This is a genomic window from Roseovarius sp. TE539 (assembly GCF_003298505.1).
GTDB lineage: Bacteria > Pseudomonadota > Alphaproteobacteria > Rhodobacterales > Rhodobacteraceae > Roseovarius.
Genome location: NZ_QNGB01000020.1, coordinates 1 through 21,306, shown reverse-complemented (window position 1 = coordinate 21,306; position 21,306 = coordinate 1). Strand labels below are relative to the sequence as shown.

Below are 21,306 nucleotides of genomic sequence, written 5' to 3'. Positions count from 1 at the left end.
TCAGCCGGCGCCGCGCGCACCCTGGAGAAGCGTCAGGGCAACCGAGGCCGGCGACGCGCGGCTCACGAAACTGTCGGCCTGTTCACGCAGCACATACCGGCGCACCACGCGGTCCAGCACGGCCTCGTCAGTCAATGAAGACAGGCTGTCCAGGCCCAGCTGCGCCGAAGAGCGCTCCCGGAAGACCGCTACCTGCCGGTCCAGCTCCAGCCTCCCGAACCCGTCCGGCAGGCCAAGTGCGGTTTCGAATACCTCGCGCAGCGGTGGAGTGCCCATGATCCGCAGCCATCTGGTATCTTCCGCAACCGGCGCCGCTGCGATCCGCGGCAATTCACGGCGCGCATTCATGGCCAGCCGCAATGCCGCATCGCTTTCGCCCACCGCGATCTCGAACCGGCGAGAGCGATAAGCGTCCGTGATCGCTGTGCCAAAACCCGGGATGGCGGTGCGCGGCCCACCGGCAGCACCAAATCCGAAGGCATCCGCAAGCTGCCGGTACCGGTCGTCTGTCAGCCTGTTGGCCAGCGTATCAGGCGATGCGGTTCCACCTTCCAGCACCTTGCGAATGAAGAAGCGACTGTCGATATCGTCCTGCAGCCCGAAGGCTCCCAGCGCAACGCGCAACAGACGGCGGTCCGAAACCAGCGCCTCGGCGGTCTGCACCTTGCCGATTTCCCGTTCGAAGTGGTCCGTGTCGCGGCTCAGGGCCGGGTCCGCGTCAAAAGCCTGCCGCTGTGCGCCAAGGGTGGCGTTCAGGAACACCCAGCCGGGAAGCCCGCCCAACGGAACCACCGGAGAGAAGTTCATGCCGGCCGACTGGCCAGAAGCCGATCCTCACGCGGCAACAACGCACGCAGCGCCTTCAGGCACTGGTAGAACCGGCCGTTGATGGCTGCCTCGGTCGCCAGGGTCAGATGCGCGCGGCTGTCGGGATCCGTCAGTACTTGGCTCAATTCCTCGATCCGGCGCAAGAGCTGGAAGCGGGCCTGGTCGGGCGGGGAGTCGCCTGAGAGCACCAGCTGTGCGGCATAACACACCCGCCGCACCGGCGTTGTCGCCTCGTCGGGGTGGATGGCGTCGCGCAGCCGCAGGATATTGGCCTCGGGCGTCAGGATTGCCAGCCGCGCCCGCCGCCCTCCATTCTCGATCACGGCTCCGTTCACGAGCACCCGTTCACGCGGCCCGAGCTTCAGGACCAGCCCGCTCATGCCGCACCGACCCGGGCGCGCAGACCCTGCATTACGGCGGTATTGACCTCGATCAGGGGGGCCGCCGACGCACCCTCTGACAGCACCTGGGCACTGTGACGTCGCGTGAATACGGCAAGCCCGACGATTCTTGCGCGCAATGATCCGGGCAGGCCGTTTTCGGCGCCAGCCGCATCCGCAGCCAGCAGCGCCCAGAGGCGGCGGTTCTCGTGCAGGGCGGCAGCAAGCTCTTTATAGGGTGCGGCGTTCTCCACCGCCTCCTTGAGTCTGCAGGTGATTCGCGCAAAGGCGTCATACTCGGTACCGCGGTGGGTTCGGATCGGCTGCGCCTGCAGCCCATAGGCGGATTGTGCCTGGCGGGTCGCGTTCACGTCATGTCCTTTCAGGAAATCTCGAAGTGTCCGGCAAGCCAGGGGGGCGCGTCATCCGCGCCCCCGTGACGAAAGTTACCGGAAGAGCGACAGGACAGCCTGGGGTGCCTGGTTCGCGATCGACAGGGATTGCGTCGCCAGCTGCTGCTGGACCTGCAGGGCCTGAAGGCTTGCCGAGGCCGCCTCCATGTCGGCATCCACCAGCGAGCCTATTCCAGCCTCCATCGAATCGGTCAGCCTCGAAACGAAATCCGACTGCGTGGAAATCCGGCTCTGATCCGTACCGAAGGACGCCGCGGCGTCGATCGAGGTCTGAATCAAACTCTCGATATTGGCAAGGGCGGTATTCGCCCCGCCTGCGGTCGACACGTCGATGGCCGACAGCGTGCCCAGCCCGCCGGATCCGGCGTTGGTGAACTGGCCGCTCACCGAAAGGGCGTCGGAGCCCGCATTGGTGACCGCGATCTGACCGGGAGAGCCGGAATCGAAGTCCACCGTCACGTTGGCGCCCGAATCCTCGATCGCGGTCTTGAGCCCCACCGCGATGGTGTCGCTTGGGGTCGTCGAGGCGATATCCTCGGCGGTTACGGTGTAGTTGGCGGTATCGTCTCCGATCTGGACAGTGAGCTTATCGCCCGCCGCGAGAACCGATCCGTCAACGGCGATTGTTCCACTGTCGCTGGTGCCGCCATTGGGATCCATGGAAAAACCGAAGCTGTCCTGGGTGTCGGCGGCCTCACCGGTTGATCCGGCGAAGGCGGCGGCCGAAACGAATCCCCCGCTCGAAAGGTCCTGCGCATCGACGGTGATCGAGGACGAGGTCACGTTCCCGCCCGAATCGCGGTCCAGTGACGCAAGCACATCGGTACTGGCAACCGATCCGTCAACAAGGTTGAGCCCGTTGAACTGTGCCGCGCCAATGACCGAATTGACCTGATCGCGCAGCGACGCCACGTCGGATTGCAACTTGCCGCGATCCACGTTGTCGCCCTGTGCCGCGACGATTTTCTGCTTCATCTGTGTCAGCAGATCGGTGGTCGTCTCGGCCGCGTTCCGGGCCACGCCGACGGTGGACTCCCCGAGCGACAGGCTTTCGGAGATCGCCTTGAACCCGCTCACGTCGGATTCCATGACTTTCGAGATCGCGAACACCGACGCGTTGTCGCGCGCCGTGGCAACTTCTTTGCCGGTCGAGATCATGTCCTGCGTCTTGGCCAGATTGGTGTTGACCGATTGCAGGGTTTGCAGCGCGACCATCGCGCTGTTGTTCGTCAGAATGCTGGACATCGCATTAATCCTTGGGCCTGTGGCGCTTTTGCGCCGGTTCCTTGTCCCGCCCCGCGAGGGGCGGCCTCCAACGTCATTCTGACGGTTGCGGCTCCACCTTTCAGCCTTGCGGCGGGCCGCGCCACCCCCATCGGGTGCGGAAAGGAACATGGCAGTCGGGGTGCTAACGGAGTGCTAAGCGGAGCCGGGGATGTGACCCGCATTTGAAACAAATCCAGTCAGGCGCGCTTCTCGACGCTATGGGCCGCGCCATCGCGGATCTCGGTCTTTCGTCCGGTACGGTCATAGGTTTCCAGAGATCGTCGGATGCGACGAAACGCGGCCATGCGCGCCGCGGCACGCCGTATACCCTTGAGCGCCCCGTCCATCAGATCCCGGTTGCGGGCCGCCTTTCGTTCCAGCACACCGACGGCGGGTTCCGCTGCCGCGGTCATGCCGCCAAGCGCGTCGATCAGGCGTTCCTTGCGTTCGACGATCTCCGCCATCGCGTCAATATCCCCCTTCAGAAGCGCTGCGCGCTCCACGTCAAGCAGGCCGTCCAGCCGGTCGATCACCGCCTGCGCACCGTCCGCTCCAGTGGTGCCGTCCCTGTCATCATGTTGCATCGGCACGCTCCACGATCGCGTCATAGACGGTCTCGGCGAGGCCGATCCCACCGCTTCGCACCATCGCTTCGGCCAGTGCCTGGCGCTGGAACGAGGCGAACTGCTCCGCACCGATGCCGCCATCACGCCCGGCCGCGGCATCGCCGAGCCCGGTGTTCTTGAGCATCTCCGCCAGGAACCCGGCCTCAAGCGCCTGCGCGGCCTGCCGCGCGGAGTCGTCCGGCATTCGCGAAGCCCGCGCGGGGCTCGTCGGGGGCGGGGTACTGGCCAGCGGGATTTGGGGTGGTAAATTTTCAGTCACGCGATTGCCTCGAATTGATGGAACTCAGCCGTCATTTGACCTCATAGCGGTAAAGAACCGGTAACCAGGATCGGTGATGCTCTCCGGACACGGAAGAAATCCAGCGGAGATCACATGATCACATCCCTACCAGGCCCGGCCGGCCCGACCGCCCCGCCGCCCGATGCGGCCGCAACCGGAAAACCCGGGGCCGGGAATGGGCCCCAAGGGGCCTTTCACGCGATATTCGCCACGCCGAAGCCGGCGCCCGGACGACCGGTCGAAGACCCGCCTGCAACCTCGCCGGAAGCACAGAAAAAGGGCGGCGGTGATCCGGTCCAGCCCACGGATGCGGCGCCCTCCGGCGCATCGCCCGAAGCCGAACCGGAGGCCGGAACCGAGGCAAAGCCCACGCCGGAAACCGCAATCGCCCCGAACACGGAAAAGCTCCGGCACGCGGCAGCGGCCGTCCGCCTGCCCGGCGCCCCGGCCAATGACGGCCTGCCATTGCCGCAAAAGGACGCGTCCAGGGGCGCCGCCGACGGGCCCTATCCGCCGCTGCGCGATCATGCTCTGACGGCCGTGCCCTCGCCGACCGGCCCCGGCGACACGAACGGCCCCGCCGGCGGCTACGCGCGGCCGCCAACAACACCCGCAATCGCCTCATCCCCGGGGGGCGGCGGGGCCATCGGCACCTTCCCCGGCAAGCAGGATCCACGGGCCATCCCGCAAGATCCGGCATCGCCGGTCAGAGGCGTCGCACCGAGCCCCGACCGCGCCGAGACGGATGGCCCGGCCCCCGTCGCCACGGACCGGTCTTCATCCGCAGTTGCAGTTGCTGCCCGGCAAATCATGCCCGCAAATGGCCCGGTCCGGGTTCAGGCCGCGACAACGGAAACAACCGCGCGGCCCTCCGAACCCCCTCAACCCGCACCACAGCCACGGCACTATACCCTGCCGCCCCCCGGGCCCGCCGCGACGCGGCTGTCCGCGACCGGACCGGCCAGCAGGGGCATCGGGGATGTGTCCGGTGCCGCCCCGTATTCTGGCGCCAAGGGGCCGACCGCGCCGGATCGGGCCGATGCTGCCCTGTCTGGGGACCGGTCCCGTCCGGCACCCGCAGAACGATCCATACCACAGGTGTCATCACGCGCCGGGACCGCCATACCGCCCGACAGGCCGGCCGCTAGCGCCACCCCGGAACTTACGGCACTGCCGCCGGGACGCGGCCACGGAACCGCCGCGAACGTCATCTCCGATGCGCCCACCGTGCCGCGTGAGCGACCGGAATCGGCAAAGCCGCCCGCCGCCGCGCCCGCGGCATCCGGCCCGTCAAGCCCTGTTGAGAAGCCCGCAAAGCTGCCACCGTCCAAGGCGCGCCCGGATATCGCAATGCGCCCCGGTCATCTCACAGACGCATCAGGCAACACTTTCATCCGGACACCCCCTCCAACGGCCGATCCGGCCCCGACCGCAAAGGTCCGCGATCCCGGCCCGCCCATCGTCACAAACTCAAGCATCCTGTCTCCCGCCACCGTCAAGGAACCGGGAACCGTGGAACGTGGAAAGGCCGAAACGCCCTCGCCTGCACCGCGGGACACACTTGCCCAGACGCAGCTGTCCCAACCGGAGCGGCAGCCGCGGGCGGCCTTGCCACCCGACCGCACGGCAAGCCCGCCGCCTCTGAAAGATGTTGCCGAAGCACTGACACGCGGCAAGGCCGAAACGCCCGTACCGGCTCCGCGGGAAACTCCCGCCGAAACGCCCCTGTCCCGCACGGACCGGCAGACCCTCACGGCCTTGCCACCGGCCAGCACGGCAAACCCGCCACCTCTGCAGGCTCTCGCCGAGGCCCGGGCACGCAACCGAACGGGCATCGCCCCCACTCATCGGGACGGCGTGCATGCGCCACGCCGCACAGCACCGTCGCGGGGGCCCGATGCTGAGGCGCCACGTCCGACCGCGCCCTCCACGCAAGCCCCGCTGCAGGCCATTGCGGTCCCCGTGCCACCGCCGCCGGCACAGGCAGCTCCGGCACAGGCGGCCCGGGCCTTCACCCCCGCCGAACCCTATGACCGCGGCGATCCCGAGTTGCGCGCACAGTCGCCAGCGGATGCCCCCCGCAGCGGCGGCAACACCCTGCCAACCTCCGGGCCGGCGCCCTTGCCAACGTCCGATGGCATCGCCACGGCACGACAGATTGCCGCCCAGATCGCCACCGGCGCGGCACGCGGTGCCGACCGGCCCGTCGATGTAGTCCTCAACCCTGCAGAACTCGGGCGCGTGCGGCTTTCCATGACGGCGAGTGACGGCATGATGATCGTGTCGATCACTGCCGACCGTGCCGAAACGCTCGACCTGATGCGCCGCCATTCCGACACGCTTGCGCAGGAGTTCCAGGATATCGGCTACGAGGGCACAAAGTTCGAATTCGGCAAGGGCAGCGGGGACGGGAACCGCCCGGATACGTCCGATCAGGACACCGGCCCGTCCTTCCCCGAGGATGAAATCGAAGGGCCGGCACCGCCCGGCACCGGGATCGCCACGGCCGAAAACAGTACGGACCGGGTCGATATCCGGCTCTAGAAAGGAGACACATATGGAAATCACCCCCACCCAACAGTCCACCGCACAGTCCGATGCCACCACGCGACCGGGCAGTGCGTCACTCAGCTCCGATTTCTTGACCTTCCTCAAGATGTTGACCACACAAATGCAGAATCAGGACCCCCTGAATCCGGTGGAATCCTCCGATTTCGCAGTTCAGCTCGCGACCTTCTCGGGCGTAGAACAGCAAGTACAGACAAATGAGCGGCTTGCCGGGCTCAGCGAACAACTGAGCGCCTCGGAACTTTCGCGAGTCTCGGGATGGATCGGCATGACGGCCCAGGCCGAGGCGCCGATCCATCTGGGCGAAGACCCGGTGCCATTGCACCTGAGGACCGACCCCGAGGCGGATGCCGCGCGGCTGGTGCTGCGCGACAGTACGGGAACGGCCATACAGGGGTTTGACGTGCCCGCGGAAGGCGGGCGTTTTGCCTGGGCCGGGGTGGACGAGGATGGCGCGCCGTTCGCGCCGGGCACCTACACGGCCGAGATCCTGTCCTTCCGGGAGGGTGAGGAGATCGCCACCTTTCCGGCCCTTGTCGAAGCCCGGGTTGCCGAGGCTCGTCTGCGGGACGGGGCCGCTGTCGTGCTGCTGGAAAGCGGGCAGAGCGTGGCGACCGACAAGGTATTCGGTTTGCGAGAGCCCGATGAAAACGGCCTTGTCACGCCATAGGAGCCTTGTCACGCCATAGGAGCGGCGTACCCCGAACCGGGCGTGACAGCCTCTTGACGGACCTCCTTAACCCGGTTGCTTCCCGTCAAAAGGGGCGCCATCGCACCGGCGGCAGGCCATACTTCCCTCAGACGAGGGCGATGACCGCCCATGTCGCGCCGGCCCCGGCCGCGAGGCCGGCAATCGCCCACGCGGCGGCTGCGCCGCGGTTGTCCCGCGGTGGCGACGCCGGCGGTTCGGACTGCCGTATCAGCGCCGCCTCCACCATCTCGGGCAGACGGGGGCCGAACCGGGCAAGCACCGCGACGGTACGGCGCAGGTCACGCAGCGCGGCGCGCGGGCCGATACTCTGGCGGATGTAATCCTCGACCACCGGCCGCGCGACCTGCCAGATGTTGAGGTTGGGGCTCAGTGATCGCGCGACCCCCTCCACCACCACCATCGTCCGTTGCAGCAGGATCAGCTCGGTGCGCGTCTCCATGCCGAACCGCTCGGTCACCTCGAAAAGGTAGCTCAGCAGACTGCCCATGGAGATATGGCTCGCATCCATGCCGAAGATCGGCTCACCCACCGCGCGCAGGGCACGGGCAAACTCGTCCACGTCGCGGTCGGCGGGCACGTAGCCCGCTTCGAAATGGACCTCCGCGACACGCTGGTAATCGCGCTTGATGAACCCGTAGAGGATCTCGGCATAGACCTTGCGGGTATAGGCGTCGATATGGCCCATGATCCCGAAATCATATGCGATTATACTGCCATCGGCGGCGACCTTGAGGTTTCCCTGATGCATGTCGGCATGGAAATAGCCGTCGCGAAGCGCATGGCTGAGAAAAAGCTGCAAGACCCGCTCGCCGAGGGCCGTCCGGTCATGTCCCGCCGCGTCCAGGGCCTCATTGTCTCCCAGGGGCAGGCCGTCGGCCCACCCCATGGTCATGACCCGGCGGCTTGAAAGGTTCCATTTGACATCCGGCAGGCGGAATCCCGGGTCACCCTCCGTGTTGGCCGCGAATTCCGAGGCCGAGGCCGCTTCAAGCCGCAGGTCCAGCTCGCCCATCACCACGCCCTCGAAATGGGCGATCACGTCGGTGGGCCGCAGGCGCCGCGAAGCCCGCGACAGCAGTTCGACCATTCGCGCCGCGAAGTAGAAGGCGTCGATATCCTTGCGAAAGGCGCGCTCGATCCCGGGGCGCAGCACCTTCACCGCCACCGCCTCGCCGGTGGCACGCAGACGCGCCTTGTGGACCTGCGCGATCGATGCCGCGGCAACCGGCGCGCTGAACTCGTCGAACAGCGTCTCGACAGGCGCCCCCAACTCATGCGCGATGCTATCGCGGGCCTGTCCCACCGGAAACGGCGGCAGCTTGTCCTGAAGCACCCTGAGCTGCGTGGCCAGCTCGTCACCCACCAGGTCGGGACGGGTCGAAAGAATCTGCCCGAACTTTATGTACGCCGGTCCCAAAGCGGTCAGCGCGCGTGTCGCCGGCGGCATCTCCGGATCACCCCTGAGGCCCAGCCACTTCACCGGCCAGGCCAGCGCCCGCATCGTCACCCGCACCAGCGCCGGTGCCTCCAGCGCATCCATGATCACGCCCATCGCGCCGGTCCGTTCCAGCGTCGCGCCGGTGCGCATCAGCCTGAAGATGTTGTGCGGACCCTTCATCGGTCAGATTTTCCAGCCCGAGTGAAGGCAGGCCACACCGAGGCTCAGGTTGCGGTATTTAACCTGCCCGAAACCCACCTCCCGGATCATCCCGGCAAAGCTGTCCTGGTCCGGGAACCGCCGGATCGATTCAACAAGGTATTGATAACTGTCGCGGTCGCGCGCGATCGCCTGTCCGATGCGCGGGATGATATGAAAGGAATAAAGATCATAGGCCCATTGCATCATGTCGTTGGGGATGCGGCTGAACTCGAGGACCATCAGGCGACCGCCGGGCCGCAGAACCCGATACGCCTCGGTCAGCGCCGTGGCGGGCCGTGTCACGTTGCGGATTCCGAAGGAAATCGTGTAGGCGTCGAAGCTGTTGTCGGCAAAAGGCAGGGCCATCGCATCGCCCGCCACCCAGGCGAGATTTTCGGCCATCTGCGCCGCTTCGGCCCTCTTGCGGCCCTCGATCAGCATCTCCTCGGTAAGGTCCAGAACGGTCACATGCCCGGTGCCGGCCCGCTTCAGGAAACGGAAGGCGATGTCGCCGGTTCCACCCGCCACGTCCAGCAGGTGCTGCCCGGGCCGCGGCGCCAGCCAATCCATCATCGCATCCTTCCAGATGCGGTGAATGCCGAAGCTCATGGCGTCGTTCATCACGTCGTATCTGGACGCCACCGATCCGAACACACCCCGAACCCGGCCGGCCTTTTCATCCTCCGGCACGGTTTCGAAACCGAAATGCGTGGTTTTCTCGTTCATCGGCCTTGCCGTTTGTTGCCCGCTGCCCTTCTTATAGGGCGCTCGGGGCCACACACAATGCGGCCGTTCAAGATTGAGGCTCGGACATGCCGGAATTACCAGAGGTCGAGACAGTCCGCCGCGGGCTGACTTGCGTGATGGAAGGCGCGACGATCACGCGCGCACGGGTCAATCGGCCGGATCTGCGCCGGCCATTTCCCGAGAACATGGCCGAACGCCTGACCGGCCGGAGGGTGCAGACTTTGCGGCGCCGGTCCAAGTATATCCTCGCGGAGTTGTCGTCGGGCGAAACCCTGCTGATTCATCTGGGCATGTCCGGTCGTATCCTCGTCTCGGGGGATCGGATGGGACGCTTCGTACATGATCATCCCGCCCCGCAGGCACATGATCATGTTGTATTCGAAATGGACAACGGCGCCCGTGTCACATTCAACGATCCGCGCCGCTTCGGCCTCATGGACCTGATGCCCACCGCGACGGCGCAGGCGCATCCGCTGCTGGCCGCACTGGGGCCCGAACCGTTGGGCAACGGGTTTTCCGAACCCTACCTCGCGGCGGCTCTTCATGGACGGCGGATGCCGGTCAAGGCGGCCCTGCTGGATCAGCGAATCGTTGCAGGGCTTGGCAATATCTATGTCTGCGAGGCGCTTCATCGTGCCGGCATTTCTCCGCGCCGCGCGGCCGGGCGGATATCCGCCAGACGCGCCGGCATGCTTGTCCCGGTGATCCGCGACGTCCTGACAACGGCGATTGCGGCGGGCGGTTCAAGCCTGCGCGATTTCCGCCAAGCCGATGGAGAATTGGGATATTTTCAGCACAGCTTCGATGTCTATGGCCGCGAAGGGCTGGCGTGCCGTCGGCCCGGCTGCAAGGGAACCGTGGCGCGGATCGTGCAATCCGGCCGGTCCACCTTCTATTGCAAGGCTTGTCAAAGGTAGCTTGAACCACCCGGTGACGATGTTATGGGTGCGGTCCTGACGGAAACAAGCGAAAGCGTATCCCATGGCCTATGAGACGATCATCGTCGAAATAGAAGACCACGTCGCCCTCATAAAACTCAACCGGCCCGACGCGATGAACGCCCTCAACGACCAGTTGATGCGCGAACTGACCAAGGCGCTGTCCGAGGCGCAGCAGAATGAAAAGGTGCGCTGCATCGTTCTGACCGGATCGGACAAAGCCTTCGCTGCCGGCGCGGACATCAAGATGATGAGCGACAAGAGCTTCGTGGATGTCTTCACGGAGGATCTCTTTGCCAGTGACAGCGAGGCGATCATGGCGGTGCGCAAGCCCGTCATCGCCGCGGTGTCCGGCTACGCCCTCGGCGGCGGGTGCGAACTGGCGATGATGTGCGATTTCATCATCTGCTCTGACACGGCGAAGTTCGGCCAGCCTGAAATCAACCTCGGTGTGATGGCCGGCCTCGGCGGCTCACAGCGTCTGACCCGCTTCGTCGGCAAGTCCAAGGCGATGGACATGAACCTGACAGGTCGTTTCATGGACGCACAGGAAGCCGAGCGTTCGGGCCTCGTCAGCCGCGTCGTCCCGGCCAAGAAGCTGATGGAGGAAACGATGTCGGCGGCCCAGAAGATCGCCGAGAAGTCCATGATCACGGCAATGGCGGTGAAGGAGGCGGTAAACCGCTCCTACGAGACCACGCTGCGCGAGGGGCTGCTGTTTGAACGCCGGGTGTTCCACTCGCTCTTCGCCACCGAGGATCAGTCCGAAGGCATGGCCGCGTTCGTGGAAAAGCGCGAGGCGCAGTTCCGCGACAAGTGAGTATCTCCGGGGCCGCTGCGCGTTTGGTCCGTGAGGGACACAACTCGCCGGCGGCCCCCGGATTTCCGTTCAAACCAAATCAACAGTTCCTTCAAGCTGTTCAGAATGGCGAGCACGGATTTTCCTGTTTTCATTCCGATGAAACTGCTCTATACGCCGCTGCCATACATGCGCGTGCGGCCCGCCCTGGCCAGAATCATGCCGGCCCACAGGTCGCCGGCCCGGGTTCCGCAACGTGCGTTCCAGACACCCGGAAACCGAACAAAGGTTTGATTCAAAATGGCAAATACTCTCCAGTCCAAGAAACGCGCGCGCCAGAACGAGCGCCGGCTCGCTGTGAACAAGGCCCGCCGCTCTCGTATTCGCACCTACATCCGCAAGGTCGAGGAGGCGATCGCGTCCGGTGACAAGGACGCCGCGCAGACTGCGCTGCGTGCTGCCCAACCCGAGCTCATGCGCGGTGCCGGCAAGGGAGTTTTCCACAAAAACACGGCATCCCGCAAGATTTCCAGGCTGGCTGCTCGTGTTAAGGCCCTTGGCTAAAGTTTTCCGCTAAGCCGTTGATTGTAAGAGGCGTCTCTTGGAGGCGCCTTTTTTCATGCTTGATGCGCTTGGGTAACGGTCGGGATTCTTTTCACCCCAGACCCGAGTCAAGCGCTAAGAACGATTGCCGTTCTGCACACCACGTTGCTACCTTACGGGTGCGATTCACGCTTGGGGGGACAGGCTGTATCAGGGAGCAACGGGCCGTATCACTGGCCCATCTTGTCATTTTTGCGCCCTGACAGGTCCACAAGTCGTTGCATGAAGAGCATCGCGGGAGCGCACCAAGGGACGGGTGTGGCCTGAAACAAACCGCTGCCATCCGTCTGACGCTTTGTCAGGGCACGGTGTTCTGTTGCTTTTCGCAATGGAACCGAGCTCGTTATGCGCGCCCCAGCCGTTTCGCGCGGCACGCGTCCGGCGTGCCAAGAATGAGAACGACAACGTATTTCGGAACGGAAGCGCATGACGGGTGAAGAATGGGGCCAGCTGAAGCAGCAATTGCTCAGAACGGTTGGCGCAAGCAATTTCAAAAACTGGATTGAACCTCTGGAATTGTCCGGTGCATCGGACGGGGTCGTGACATTCCTTGTCCCGACCAGTTTCTTCGGCAACTACGTGTCGCAGAAATACGGCGACCAGATACTCTATCACGTCAACACGATGGCGCCGGAGATCCGGCGGATCCACTTCAATGTCGGTGGCGACGGTGCGCGGCGTTCTCAGGCGGCGCCCAGACAGTCCGCGGATAACGAAAAGGCCCCGGCACCTGAAAGGGACGGCCAGATGCCCGCGGCGCCACTCGACCCGCGGTTCACCTTCGAAAACTTCGTGGTCGGGAAACCCAACGAACTTGCCCATGCCGCGGCCCGCCGCGTGGCCGAGGGCGGAGCCGTTACCTTCAATCCGTTGTTTCTTTATGGCGGAGTCGGTTTGGGAAAAACTCACCTGATGCACGCGATCGCGTGGGAATTGCAGACACAACGGCCCGAACTCAACGTCGTGTATCTGTCGGCCGAACAGTTCATGTACCGCTTTGTGCAGGCGCTGCGCGACCGGAAGATGATGGATTTCAAGGAGATGTTCCGATCCGTCGATGTCCTGATGGTTGACGACGTGCAGTTCATTGCCGGCAAGGAAAGCACCCAGGAAGAATTCTTCCACACATTCAACGCGCTGGTCGATCAGAACAAGCAGATCATCATTTCGGGTGATCGCGCCCCGGGTGAGATCGAGCACCTGGAGGAAAGGATAAAGTCACGCCTGCAGTGCGGTCTCGTGGTCGATCTGCACCCCACCGATTACGAACTGAGACTCGGGATCCTTCAATCGAAGATGGATTATTATGCGGGCCAGTATCCCGGCCTGAAGATGAGCGATGGTGTGCTGGAGTTTCTCGCACACCGCATCAGCCGCAATGTGCGGGTGCTGGAAGGGGCGCTGACCCGCCTTTTCGCCTTCGCGTCGCTTGTCGGGCACGAAATCACCCTGGAACTGACCCAGGACTGCCTTGCCGATGTTTTGCGTGCCTCCGAACGCCACGTTACCGTGGAGGAAATCCAGCGCCAGGTTTCCGATCATTACAACATCCGACTGTCGGACATGATCGGCCCGAAGCGCGTCCGTATCTTTGCCCGGCCAAGGCAGGTCGCGATGTATTTGTGCAAGCAGATGACGTCCCGGTCGCTGCCCGAAATCGGTCGGCGGTTCGGCGGACGTGATCACACCACGGTCATGCACGGCGTCCGCCGCATCGAGGAACTGCGCCAGACCGACGGGCAAATCGCCGAGGATCTGGAACTTCTGCGCCGGACCCTCGAAGGTTAGGCTGCGTGCGGCCGCACTGCTGACATGACGGCATCAGCGCGGTCGCAGGACATGCAAGAAAAGGCTTGAGCCGAAAACGGAAGTTGCTAACGTGCGCTTCCGGCGCGGGGATGGCGCCCGAAGAGGGAACAAGTGTATGAAACTCAGCATCGAACGCGGAACCCTGCTCAAGGCGGTATCCCAGGCACAATCCGTTGTCGAACGGCGAAATACCATTCCGATCCTCGCCAATGTCCTGATCGAGGCCGAGAGCGAACATGTGCATTTCCGTGCCACGGACCTGGACATCGAGGTGGTGGACAAGGCCCCGGCACAGGTCGAACGGGCGGGGTCGACCACCGTTTCCGCGGTTACCCTTCACGAGATCGTCCGCAAACTTCCGGACGGCGCCTTGGTGACGCTGAGTGATGACGGCACTTCGGGGCGTCTCACCGTTCAGGCCGGGCGCTCCAACTTCAATCTCGCCACGCTGCCCAAAGAGGACTTTCCGGTGATGGCGTCCTCGGAATACGCGAGCAATTTCAGTTCGAGTGCCGCCGTTTTGCGGCGGTTGTTCGACAAATCCAAATTCGCCATATCCACCGAAGAGACAAGATATTACCTCAACGGTGTCTACATGCATGTCGCCGATATTGATGGCGGGCAGGTATTGCGGTGCGTGGCCACCGATGGCCACCGCCTTGCCCGGATCGACGCCGACCTGCCACCGGGCGCGGAGGAAATGCCGGGCGTCATCGTCCCGCGCAAGACGGTCGGTGAGCTGCGCAAGCTTCTGGAGGATGACGACGCTTCGATCGCCGTGTCGGTGAGCGAAACCAAGATACGCTTCGCGACACCCGATATCACGCTCACTTCGAAGGTGATCGACGGCACTTTTCCGGACTATACCCGCGTGATCCCGCAAGGCAACACGAGACGGATGGAGGTGGATGCCTCGGAATTCGCGCAAGCCGTCGATCGGGTCGCGACTGTAAGTTCCGAAAGATCGCGCGCCGTGAAGATGACACTGGACGAGGACCGCCTGGTGCTTTCGGTCAATGCGCCCGACAGCGGCGCCGCCGAAGAAGAATTGGCCGTGGCCTATGGCGACGATCCGCTCGAGATCGGGTTCAATGCCAAGTATCTGCTGGAAATTGCCAGCCAGGTTGACCGCGAGAATGCCGTGTTCCTTTTCAACTCCGCCGGCGATCCGACGTTGATGCGCGAGGGCAATGATACATCGGCGGTGTATGTCGTGATGCCGATGCGGGTGTGAAATCCGCCGGGCGCCTCCGGCGGGAGTATTTTTGGAAAGATGAAGGGCCGTCATGCCCGGTCTGTATCTGTCGGCCCTGACGCTGTCTCATTTCCGCTCGCACGAGTCGACGCGGCTGGAACTGGACTGCCGGCCGGTGGCCATCTTCGGGCCCAACGGTGCGGGCAAGACCAACCTGCTCGAAGCCGTCTCGATGTTTTCTCCTGGCCGGGGCCTGCGCCGGGCCTCTGCACAGAACATGGCGCTGCGGCCGAAGGCAATCGGCTGGAAGATCACCGGCCTCCTGCATTCCCTCCACCAGGCACACGAAATCGAAATCTGGTCGGAGGAAGGGGCATCCCGGCAGCTCCGCATCGACGGGAAGACAGCCTCGCAAACAGTGCTCGGCCGATTGGCCCGTGTACTCTGGCTGGTACCGGCGATGGACAGGCTCTGGACAGAGGGGGCCGAGGGGCGCCGCCGGTTCCTCGACCGCGTGACACTCAGCTTCACGCCGTCCCACGCGGATGCCTCACTCGCCTATGAAAAAGCGATGCGCGAACGCAACCGGCTGCTCAAGGATCAGGTGCGGGACGGGCATTGGTATGTGGCGCTGGAGCGGCAGATGGCGGAGGCGGGCATCGCCATCAACGTCAATCGTGACCGTGCGCTCGCGCAACTTGCCACGGCGCAGTCCGAGGCCGAAACGGCTTTCCCCGCTGCGGAACTGGAGTTGACAATGACGGACGGCGAGATGCCCGCCACTGTATCGGACTTTCGCGAGGCCCTTCATGAAAGCCGTTTTCGGGACCTGGCCGCCGGACGCACGCTTGTCGGACCTCACCGTGCCGATCTTCATGCGGTCTATACCACAAAAGGCGTGCCCGCCGCGGAATGCTCGACCGGCGAACAGAAGGCACTGCTGATATCGCTCATCCTTGCCAATGCGCGTGCCCTGACCAAGGACTCCGGTTTGGCGCCGATCCTTTTGCTTGACGAGGTCGCCGCACATCTGGACGCCATCCGTCGGGCGGCATTGTACGAGGAACTGGGTGCGCTTGAGGCGCAGGCCTGGATGACGGGCACCGATGCCGAACTCTTCGCGGAACTCGGCGACCGCGCTCGTCACCTGGAAGTCACCGAATCCGGCGCTGTCATCCGCCCGGTCTTCAGAGCGGGCTCATGACACTCGCGCCCTTCGACCTTGCGCTTTACGCGCTCTCGATCTTCATCCTGTTCCTGACCCCGGGACCGGTGTGGCTGGCATTGGTCGCGCGGGCGATGACGGGCGGGTTTCACGCCGCCTGGCCACTCGCGCTTGGCGTGGTTGTGGGTGACGTCCTGTGGCCGTTCCTGGCGATCCTTGGCGTTGCCTGGATCGTCTCGGTCTTCGACGGGTTCATGGCAATGCTACGGATCCTCGCTGCCCTCCTCTTTCTCGGGATGGGTGTGCTGCTGATCCGCCATGCAGACCGCGCAATCAGCGCTGACAGCCGCCTGACCCGGCCCGGCATGTGGGCGGGGTTCATGGCCGGGCTGGCGGCGATCCTGGGCAATCCCAAGGCGGTCCTTTTCTACATGGGCGTATTGCCCGGCTTCTTCGATCTGGAACGGATCACGCCGTGGGACATCGCGGCGGTGGTCTTCATATCGTTCTCGGTTCCGTTGGTCTGCAACCTTTTCCTGGCGCTGTTCATCGACAGGATCAGGGGGTTCATCACATCGCCAGTTGCGCTCAGGAGGACCAACCTGATATCCGGCGCACTTCTTGTCCTGGTGGGCGTGATCATCCCGTTCACATGAGCGCAATAGCGCGCAAAATATAGCGTATCCGCGTGACATTGCCCCCAACAGATCGTATAAAATCACAAATTCAAGAGGGGAAGGTTCGCATGTCCGACACCGCGCAGGCAGCGGATGCATATGGCGCCAGTTCCATCAAGGTTCTCAAGGGGTTGGAGGCTGTTCGCAAACGCCCCGGGATGTATATAGGTGACACCGACGACGGGTCGGGACTTCACCACATGGTCTACGAGGTGGTGGATAACGGCATTGACGAGGCGCTGGCCGGCCATGCCGATGCGGTGACAGTCACCATTCACGCCGATTCCAGCGTATCGGTCAGCGACAATGGCCGCGGCATACCCGTCGAGATGCACGAGGACGAAGGCGTTTCGGCCGCGGAAGTGATCATGACACAACTGCATGCCGGCGGGAAGTTCGATCAGAACTCCTACAAGGTGTCCGGCGGTCTGCACGGCGTGGGAGTTTCGGTCGTGAATGCATTGTCGGAATGGCTGGAACTGCGTATCTGGCGGAACGGCAAGGAGCATGTCGCACGCTTTGAAGGCGGTGAAACCGTCGACCATCTGCGGGTTGTCGGAGATGCGCAGGGACGAAAGGGCACCGAGGTAAGGTTCCTGGCCTCGACGAAGACATTTTCCAACCTCGATTACAGCTTCGAAACGCTGGAACGGCGCCTGCGCGAACTGGCATTCCTGAATTCCGGCGTCAGAATCATCCTTCGCGACGAACGTCCGGCCGAACCGCTGGAATCCGAGCTCCACTATGACGGCGGGGTCAAGGAATTCGTGAAATACCTCGACCGTCACAAGTCACCGATGCTGCCCGAGCCGATATTCATCAGCGGGGACCGGGACGATATCGGCGTCGAGGTCGCGATGTGGTGGAACGACAGCTACCACGAGACCGTTCTGCCGTTCACCAACAACATACCGCAGCGTGATGGTGGCACCCACATGGCCGGTTTCCGCGGCGCCCTGACCCGTACCATCCAGAAATATGCCCAGGAAAGCGGGATCGCCAAGAAGGAAAAGGTGAACTTCACCGGCGACGACGCGCGCGAAGGGTTGACCTGTGTCCTGTCCGTGAAGGTGCCCGATCCCAAATTCTCCAGCCAGACCAAGGACAAACTGGTCAGTTCCGAAGTGCGTCCGGCTGTCGAGGGCCTGGTCAGTGAAAAACTCGGCGAGTGGTTCGAAGAGAACCCGAACGAGGCCAGGATGATCGTCGGCAAGATCATCGAGGCGGCGCTGGCGCGGGAAGCCGCAAGAAAGGCGCGGGAACTGACACGCCGCAAGACGGCGATGGATGTCAATTTCCTGGCAGGAAAACTCAAGGACTGCTCATCGAAGGATCCGGCGCTGACGGAACTCTTCCTCGTCGAGGGGGACAGCGCCGGCGGCTCCGCACAATCGGGCCGGGACCGTGGCACGCAGGCGGTTCTGCCCCTCCGCGGGAAGATCCTCAATGTTGAACGCGCCAGGTTCGACAGGATGCTTGGCAGCCAGGAAATCGGCAATCTGGTCATGGCGCTCGGAACCGGTATCGGCCGGGACGAGTTCGATATCTCGAAACTGCGTTACCACAAGATCGTCATCATGACCGATGCGGACGTGGACGGGGCGCATATCCGCACGCTTCTTCTGACCTTTTTCTATCGACAGATGCCCGAGTTGATCGAGGGCGGGTATCTTTATATCGCCCAGCCGCCTCTTTACAAGGTGATGCGCGGCAAGTCGGAGGTCTATCTCAAGGACGAACCGGCACTCGAGGATTATCTCATCGCCCAGGGAACCGAAGACGCGACGCTGCGGCTTGCCAATGGCGAGGATATCGTGGGGCCCGACCTCGTGCGCGTGATTGAGGACGCGCGGCAGGTTCGGCGCATGCTGGAGTCCTTTCCCACTCATTACCCGCGCCACATCCTCGAACAGGCAGCGATTGCAGGGGCTTTCGTGACCGGACGGGCGGATGCGGATCTTCAGGGCGTGGCCGATGCCGTGGCCGGACGGCTGGATCTCATCGCATTGGAATACGAGAAGGGCTGGCAAGGACGGCCGACGCAGGATGGCGGCCTGCGGCTGACGCGCGTCCTGCGCGGAGTGGAGGAGGTGCGTACCCTTGACGGCCCGGTGCTGCGCTCCGGCGAGGCACGGCGCCTGAGCGAGTTCACCGAAACCCTGCGGGAAATCTATATCCGCCCTGCCGAACTGATCCGCAAGGACCGCACACAGGACATCTACGGTCCGACGGATCTTCTGAGCGCGATCCTGAAGGAGGGCGAGAAGGGCCTCACGCTGCAGCGCTACAAGGGCCTGGGAGAGATGAACCCGAACCAGCTGTGGGAAACAACGCTGGACCCGGACGCGCGCACGCTCCTGCAGGTCAAGATCGACGATGTCGCCGAGGCTGACGACCTGTTCACCAAGCTCATGGGTGACGTGGTGGAGCCCCGCCGCGAGTTCATTCAGCAAAACGCGCTGAGTGTGGAGAATCTCGATTTCTGACCGGGTGGTCGCAGTTGCAGGACAGGGAAGGGATGCCGAAATGACCGATGCAATCAAGTGGTTCCATTCCCTGGACTTGAACGGGGAAGTGATGCCGGGGATACGGCCCGCTGACGTTCTGGAAACCGAGGCCGAGGCGATTTTCAGCCATTCGGTAAAGGGCAAATCGGTTCTCGACATCGGCGCCTGGGACGGTTTCTTTTCCTTCGAGGCGGAAAGGCGCGGGGCGAAACGCGTGCTTTCCACTGATCATTTCTGCTGGAGCGGACCCGGCTGGGGAACAAAGGCGGGCTATGACCACGCTCATCAGCGCCTTTCGTCCAGGTGCGAGTCACTGGATGTGGATGTGTTCGATCTCGATCCGGAGAAGCTGGGAAAATTCGATGTCGTCCTCTTTCTCGGCGTTCTGTATCACCTTACAAATCCGTATGACGGTCTCAGGAAGGCCGCCGATATGGCCGGTGATCTTCTGATCGTGGAAACGGTCACCGCCCAGAACCGGAACGAACAGGCTGTTCTGCAATATTACGAAAACGACAGCCTCGATGGGGATCCGACGAATTTCTTCGCGCCCAACACCAAGGCATTGGCCGGAATGCTCCGTGAGATCGGTTTCCCGAATGTCGAGGTGATCCCGAACCCCGCCGTCGAAAGCCCGGCCGCGAAAACGCCAGCTGCGGAGAAGCGGAAATGGTTCGGAAACAGGGCGGCAGGACAGGAAAAGCATGTCGACCGCGCCCGTCACATCGCGTTTGCGTGGCGTTGACAGGGTAATCCGCATCGCCGGGTGATTCGCGCCGCACATCCTTTGGTTTGCTTGCCGGAGAGAGCCGCGGGATTGCCGGACCGCGGGGTGGCGACCGGCCCGGGGGGCGTCGTGCTTCATGGTGGCGGTGTCCGGAATACTCTGACGGGCGCGCTGACGTTACCCAATCGCCAGCCCGGGGGGCGGGTGAGCAGGCTTCCCGGAAACGCTCCGGCGGAGCGTTTCGCCTGCGAACGGGCGAAGCCCCGGGCAGGCGATCGCGCGGCGGCGCAGCAGGCTGCGCCTTGGTGCCGCGCGGGGGTGGTGGGGAATGGTGCGTGCAAGCACGCACCCTACAGCTTGCTTGTGAGAGGGGTCCGTGCGGCCGACGGGCCGCGGTGCGGCGATCCAACAGTGGGAATGGGCCCTTTATGGCCGCCAAATCCGAGAAACATCGGGGCGGCGCGCAGATGGCCGCCAAATCGCCGTGCCGGTCGGGCGGCCCGGCGATCGCGCGGCGGCGCAGCAAGCTGCGCCTTGGTTCCGCGCGAGGGTGATGGGGAATGGTGCGTGCAAGCACGCACCCTACAGCTTGCTAGACCCACTCCGTTTGACTAGGTTGACGTCGGTAAGTCGGTTATGCAGCGATCAATAAGAAGGGCTGCTATGAGGGATATGATTGCAAATAGGAAAAGGCCTTGTTGACAAATGAGCGAGATGGGTGCCCACTTGTTGTCAAACAAAGAAACGAACTCGTCCTTTTCTTCGCCTTTGCTTGCATCAACCGTTGTGCGCTCAGCCACCTCGACTAAATTTGTGATTGCACCCAAGTGAAAAAGCCCGGCAATTATTGAGCAGCAAAGAAAGATGTACAAAACAACCAAAGCAGTGAACACTCTACCGTCAGCTTCATTGTTTAAAATCGAGTTTGCTAGTGCAGATACGCCAACAAGCATCGCGCTGCATAGCGTTATCAATTGTTTCGAAATCTCTAAGGCAACATCGAATCTTTTCATCACGGACTTGGTTTGCAGAAAGGATAAATACAGTTGACAGACGTCCTCGCAAAACTCGCAACTATTGAGCTGTCTAAGTTTTTAACTCTTTGGTTTTCTACCAATGGAGAGAGATTGCGGAGTAAGTCGTTTGCTGATCCAACTGCGTTGGAGATATCACGATCTCTGTCTTGCTCTGCTGAAAAACGGTCATAGATATGCCTAATCGCTCGATCCACGAAAAATTTGCGAGCTTCTTGCGTTAGTGTCACGCCCTGACGCCTTGCTGCCTCGTCCAACGCGGTCCTTAGCTGTTCCGTCCCGGATGATCACATAGCCCCTCGTCGATCCGCGCTTTTCATGGCACGATCTGTTTTGAACGAGGTGCGAGACGGGAGATCGGCATGCTGATCAAGCTTCACAGCCAAGCGACGA

General features: G+C 63.1%; 21 protein-coding genes. 11 read left to right on the top strand and 10 right to left on the bottom strand.

Going from position 1 to position 21,306, the window contains the following annotated elements; all coding sequences use genetic code 11:
- From DQW77_RS12660 to DQW77_RS18050, 7 genes are all read right to left on the bottom strand, one after another.
- On the bottom strand, window positions 1-807 hold the full coding sequence (locus tag DQW77_RS12660) for a DUF1217 domain-containing protein (RefSeq protein ID WP_113258602.1): 807 nt from the start codon (window positions 805-807) through the stop codon (window positions 1-3).
- The gene (gene flbT / locus DQW77_RS12655) at window positions 804-1,208 is read right to left on the bottom strand and encodes a flagellar biosynthesis repressor FlbT (RefSeq protein WP_113258601.1); all 405 of its coding nucleotides are present in this window, start codon (window positions 1,206-1,208) and stop codon (window positions 804-806) included. Before flbT ends, DQW77_RS12660 begins: the two co-directional genes overlap by 4 nt.
- A complete protein-coding gene (gene flaF, locus DQW77_RS12650; protein ID WP_113258600.1) occupies window positions 1,205-1,579 on the bottom strand; it encodes a flagellar biosynthesis regulator FlaF in 375 nt (124 codons plus the stop codon). The genes flbT and flaF overlap by 4 nt, the downstream gene beginning before the upstream one ends.
- 75 nt (window positions 1,580-1,654) lie before the next feature.
- Window positions 1,655-2,866: a flagellin gene (locus DQW77_RS12645; protein ID WP_113258599.1), complete on the bottom strand. Its 1,212-nt coding sequence runs from the start codon at window positions 2,864-2,866 to the stop codon at window positions 1,655-1,657.
- A gap of 218 nt (window positions 2,867-3,084) precedes the next feature.
- Window positions 3,085-3,471, bottom strand: coding sequence for a flagellar protein FlgN (locus DQW77_RS12640; RefSeq protein ID WP_258523853.1), 387 nt, complete (start codon window positions 3,469-3,471; stop codon window positions 3,085-3,087).
- Window positions 3,461-3,697 carry a rod-binding protein gene (locus DQW77_RS12635; RefSeq protein WP_113258598.1) on the bottom strand — a complete coding sequence of 79 codons (237 nt, stop codon included), beginning with the start codon at window positions 3,695-3,697 and terminating at the stop codon, window positions 3,461-3,463. Before DQW77_RS12635 ends, DQW77_RS12640 begins: the two co-directional genes overlap by 11 nt.
- A 290-nt stretch (window positions 3,698-3,987) precedes the next feature.
- Complete coding sequence (locus DQW77_RS18050) at window positions 3,988-4,191, bottom strand: hypothetical protein (RefSeq protein WP_147094973.1); 204 nt, start codon at window positions 4,189-4,191, stop codon at window positions 3,988-3,990.
- 1,114 nt (window positions 4,192-5,305) lie between these two features.
- Here DQW77_RS18050 and DQW77_RS18045 point away from each other — a divergent pair.
- The gene (locus DQW77_RS18045; RefSeq protein WP_181711263.1) at window positions 5,306-6,337 is read left to right on the top strand and encodes a flagellar hook-length control protein FliK; all 1,032 of its coding nucleotides are present in this window, start codon (window positions 5,306-5,308) and stop codon (window positions 6,335-6,337) included.
- 13 nt (window positions 6,338-6,350) lie between these two features.
- Window positions 6,351-7,031, top strand: a complete 681-nt coding sequence (locus DQW77_RS12625) for a flagellar hook capping FlgD N-terminal domain-containing protein (protein WP_181711262.1) — start codon at window positions 6,351-6,353, stop codon at window positions 7,029-7,031.
- Window positions 7,032-7,158: 127 nt separating this feature from the next.
- Here DQW77_RS12625 and ubiB read toward each other — a convergent pair whose 3' ends face one another.
- Window positions 7,159-8,691 carry a 2-polyprenylphenol 6-hydroxylase gene (gene ubiB / locus DQW77_RS12620; RefSeq protein WP_113258595.1) on the bottom strand — a complete coding sequence of 511 codons (1,533 nt, stop codon included), beginning with the start codon at window positions 8,689-8,691 and terminating at the stop codon, window positions 7,159-7,161.
- A gap of 3 nt (window positions 8,692-8,694) precedes the next feature.
- Window positions 8,695-9,438 (bottom strand): bifunctional demethylmenaquinone methyltransferase/2-methoxy-6-polyprenyl-1,4-benzoquinol methylase UbiE, encoded by a 744-nt coding sequence (gene ubiE / locus DQW77_RS12615; protein WP_113258594.1) that lies wholly within the window; start codon window positions 9,436-9,438, stop codon window positions 8,695-8,697.
- A gap of 86 nt (window positions 9,439-9,524) precedes the next feature.
- On the opposite strand from ubiE, the gene mutM reads away from it, so the two are divergent.
- The 9 genes from mutM to DQW77_RS12570 all read left to right on the top strand — a co-directional run bounded on the left by mutM (window position 9,525) and on the right by DQW77_RS12570 (window position 19,897).
- Window positions 9,525-10,376, top strand: coding sequence for a bifunctional DNA-formamidopyrimidine glycosylase/DNA-(apurinic or apyrimidinic site) lyase (gene mutM / locus DQW77_RS12610; protein WP_113258593.1), 852 nt, complete (start codon window positions 9,525-9,527; stop codon window positions 10,374-10,376).
- A 64-nt stretch (window positions 10,377-10,440) separates the two neighbouring features.
- Window positions 10,441-11,217 (top strand): enoyl-CoA hydratase, encoded by a 777-nt coding sequence (locus DQW77_RS12605; RefSeq protein ID WP_113258592.1) that lies wholly within the window; start codon window positions 10,441-10,443, stop codon window positions 11,215-11,217.
- A 279-nt stretch (window positions 11,218-11,496) separates the two neighbouring features.
- Complete coding sequence (rpsT, locus tag DQW77_RS12600) at window positions 11,497-11,760, top strand: 30S ribosomal protein S20 (protein ID WP_113258591.1); 264 nt, start codon at window positions 11,497-11,499, stop codon at window positions 11,758-11,760.
- Window positions 11,761-12,225: 465 nt separating this feature from the next.
- Entirely contained in the window at window positions 12,226-13,587 is a 1,362-nt protein-coding gene (dnaA, locus tag DQW77_RS12595; protein WP_113258590.1) for a chromosomal replication initiator protein DnaA, read from the top strand.
- Window positions 13,588-13,723: 136 nt separating this feature from the next.
- The gene (gene dnaN, locus DQW77_RS12590; protein ID WP_113258589.1) at window positions 13,724-14,842 is read left to right on the top strand and encodes a DNA polymerase III subunit beta; all 1,119 of its coding nucleotides are present in this window, start codon (window positions 13,724-13,726) and stop codon (window positions 14,840-14,842) included.
- Between the two features lie 52 nt (window positions 14,843-14,894).
- A complete protein-coding gene (gene recF / locus DQW77_RS12585) occupies window positions 14,895-16,007 on the top strand; it encodes a DNA replication/repair protein RecF (RefSeq protein ID WP_113258588.1) in 1,113 nt (370 codons plus the stop codon).
- The gene (locus DQW77_RS12580) at window positions 16,004-16,624 is read left to right on the top strand and encodes a LysE family translocator (protein ID WP_113258587.1); all 621 of its coding nucleotides are present in this window, start codon (window positions 16,004-16,006) and stop codon (window positions 16,622-16,624) included. Before recF ends, DQW77_RS12580 begins: the two co-directional genes overlap by 4 nt.
- Before the next feature lie 89 nt (window positions 16,625-16,713).
- Window positions 16,714-19,131, top strand: a complete 2,418-nt coding sequence (gene gyrB / locus DQW77_RS12575; RefSeq protein ID WP_113258586.1) for a DNA topoisomerase (ATP-hydrolyzing) subunit B — start codon at window positions 16,714-16,716, stop codon at window positions 19,129-19,131.
- Between the two features lie 40 nt (window positions 19,132-19,171).
- Entirely contained in the window at window positions 19,172-19,897 is a 726-nt protein-coding gene (locus DQW77_RS12570; protein WP_113258585.1) for a bifunctional 2-polyprenyl-6-hydroxyphenol methylase/3-demethylubiquinol 3-O-methyltransferase UbiG, read from the top strand.
- 593 nt (window positions 19,898-20,490) lie between these two features.
- On the opposite strand, the gene DQW77_RS12565 is transcribed toward DQW77_RS12570, so the two are convergent.
- On the bottom strand, window positions 20,491-20,892 hold the full coding sequence (locus tag DQW77_RS12565; protein ID WP_113258584.1) for a hypothetical protein: 402 nt from the start codon (window positions 20,890-20,892) through the stop codon (window positions 20,491-20,493).
- Window positions 20,893-21,306 lie beyond the last annotated feature (414 nt).

What these genes read in the sequence shown, in the direction of transcription:
- DQW77_RS12605 (WP_113258592.1), top strand. Translation starts at nt 10,441, where the DNA reads ATGGCCTATGAGACGATCATCGTCGAAATAGAAGACCACGTCGCCCTC.
- mutM (WP_113258593.1), top strand. Translation starts at nt 9,525, where the DNA reads ATGCCGGAATTACCAGAGGTCGAGACAGTCCGCCGCGGGCTGACTTGC.
- DQW77_RS12565 (WP_113258584.1), bottom strand. Translation starts at nt 20,892, where the DNA reads ATGAAAAGATTCGATGTTGCCTTAGAGATTTCGAAACAATTGATAACG.
- DQW77_RS12645 (WP_113258599.1), bottom strand. Translation starts at nt 2,866, where the DNA reads ATGTCCAGCATTCTGACGAACAACAGCGCGATGGTCGCGCTGCAAACC.
- dnaN (WP_113258589.1), top strand. Translation starts at nt 13,724, where the DNA reads ATGAAACTCAGCATCGAACGCGGAACCCTGCTCAAGGCGGTATCCCAG.
- ubiE (WP_113258594.1), bottom strand. Translation starts at nt 9,438, where the DNA reads ATGAACGAGAAAACCACGCATTTCGGTTTCGAAACCGTGCCGGAGGAT.
- DQW77_RS12640 (WP_258523853.1), bottom strand. Translation starts at nt 3,471, where the DNA reads ATGCAACATGATGACAGGGACGGCACCACTGGAGCGGACGGTGCGCAG.
- ubiB (WP_113258595.1), bottom strand. Translation starts at nt 8,691, where the DNA reads ATGAAGGGTCCGCACAACATCTTCAGGCTGATGCGCACCGGCGCGACG.
- gyrB (WP_113258586.1), top strand. Translation starts at nt 16,714, where the DNA reads ATGTCCGACACCGCGCAGGCAGCGGATGCATATGGCGCCAGTTCCATC.
- dnaA (WP_113258590.1), top strand. Translation starts at nt 12,226, where the DNA reads ATGACGGGTGAAGAATGGGGCCAGCTGAAGCAGCAATTGCTCAGAACG.
- DQW77_RS12635 (WP_113258598.1), bottom strand. Translation starts at nt 3,697, where the DNA reads ATGCCGGACGACTCCGCGCGGCAGGCCGCGCAGGCGCTTGAGGCCGGG.
- rpsT (WP_113258591.1), top strand. Translation starts at nt 11,497, where the DNA reads ATGGCAAATACTCTCCAGTCCAAGAAACGCGCGCGCCAGAACGAGCGC.
- recF (WP_113258588.1), top strand. Translation starts at nt 14,895, where the DNA reads ATGCCCGGTCTGTATCTGTCGGCCCTGACGCTGTCTCATTTCCGCTCG.
- DQW77_RS12570 (WP_113258585.1), top strand. Translation starts at nt 19,172, where the DNA reads ATGACCGATGCAATCAAGTGGTTCCATTCCCTGGACTTGAACGGGGAA.
- DQW77_RS12660 (WP_113258602.1), bottom strand. Translation starts at nt 807, where the DNA reads ATGAACTTCTCTCCGGTGGTTCCGTTGGGCGGGCTTCCCGGCTGGGTG.
- flbT (WP_113258601.1), bottom strand. Translation starts at nt 1,208, where the DNA reads ATGAGCGGGCTGGTCCTGAAGCTCGGGCCGCGTGAACGGGTGCTCGTG.
- DQW77_RS12625 (WP_181711262.1), top strand. Translation starts at nt 6,351, where the DNA reads ATGGAAATCACCCCCACCCAACAGTCCACCGCACAGTCCGATGCCACC.
- DQW77_RS12580 (WP_113258587.1), top strand. Translation starts at nt 16,004, where the DNA reads ATGACACTCGCGCCCTTCGACCTTGCGCTTTACGCGCTCTCGATCTTC.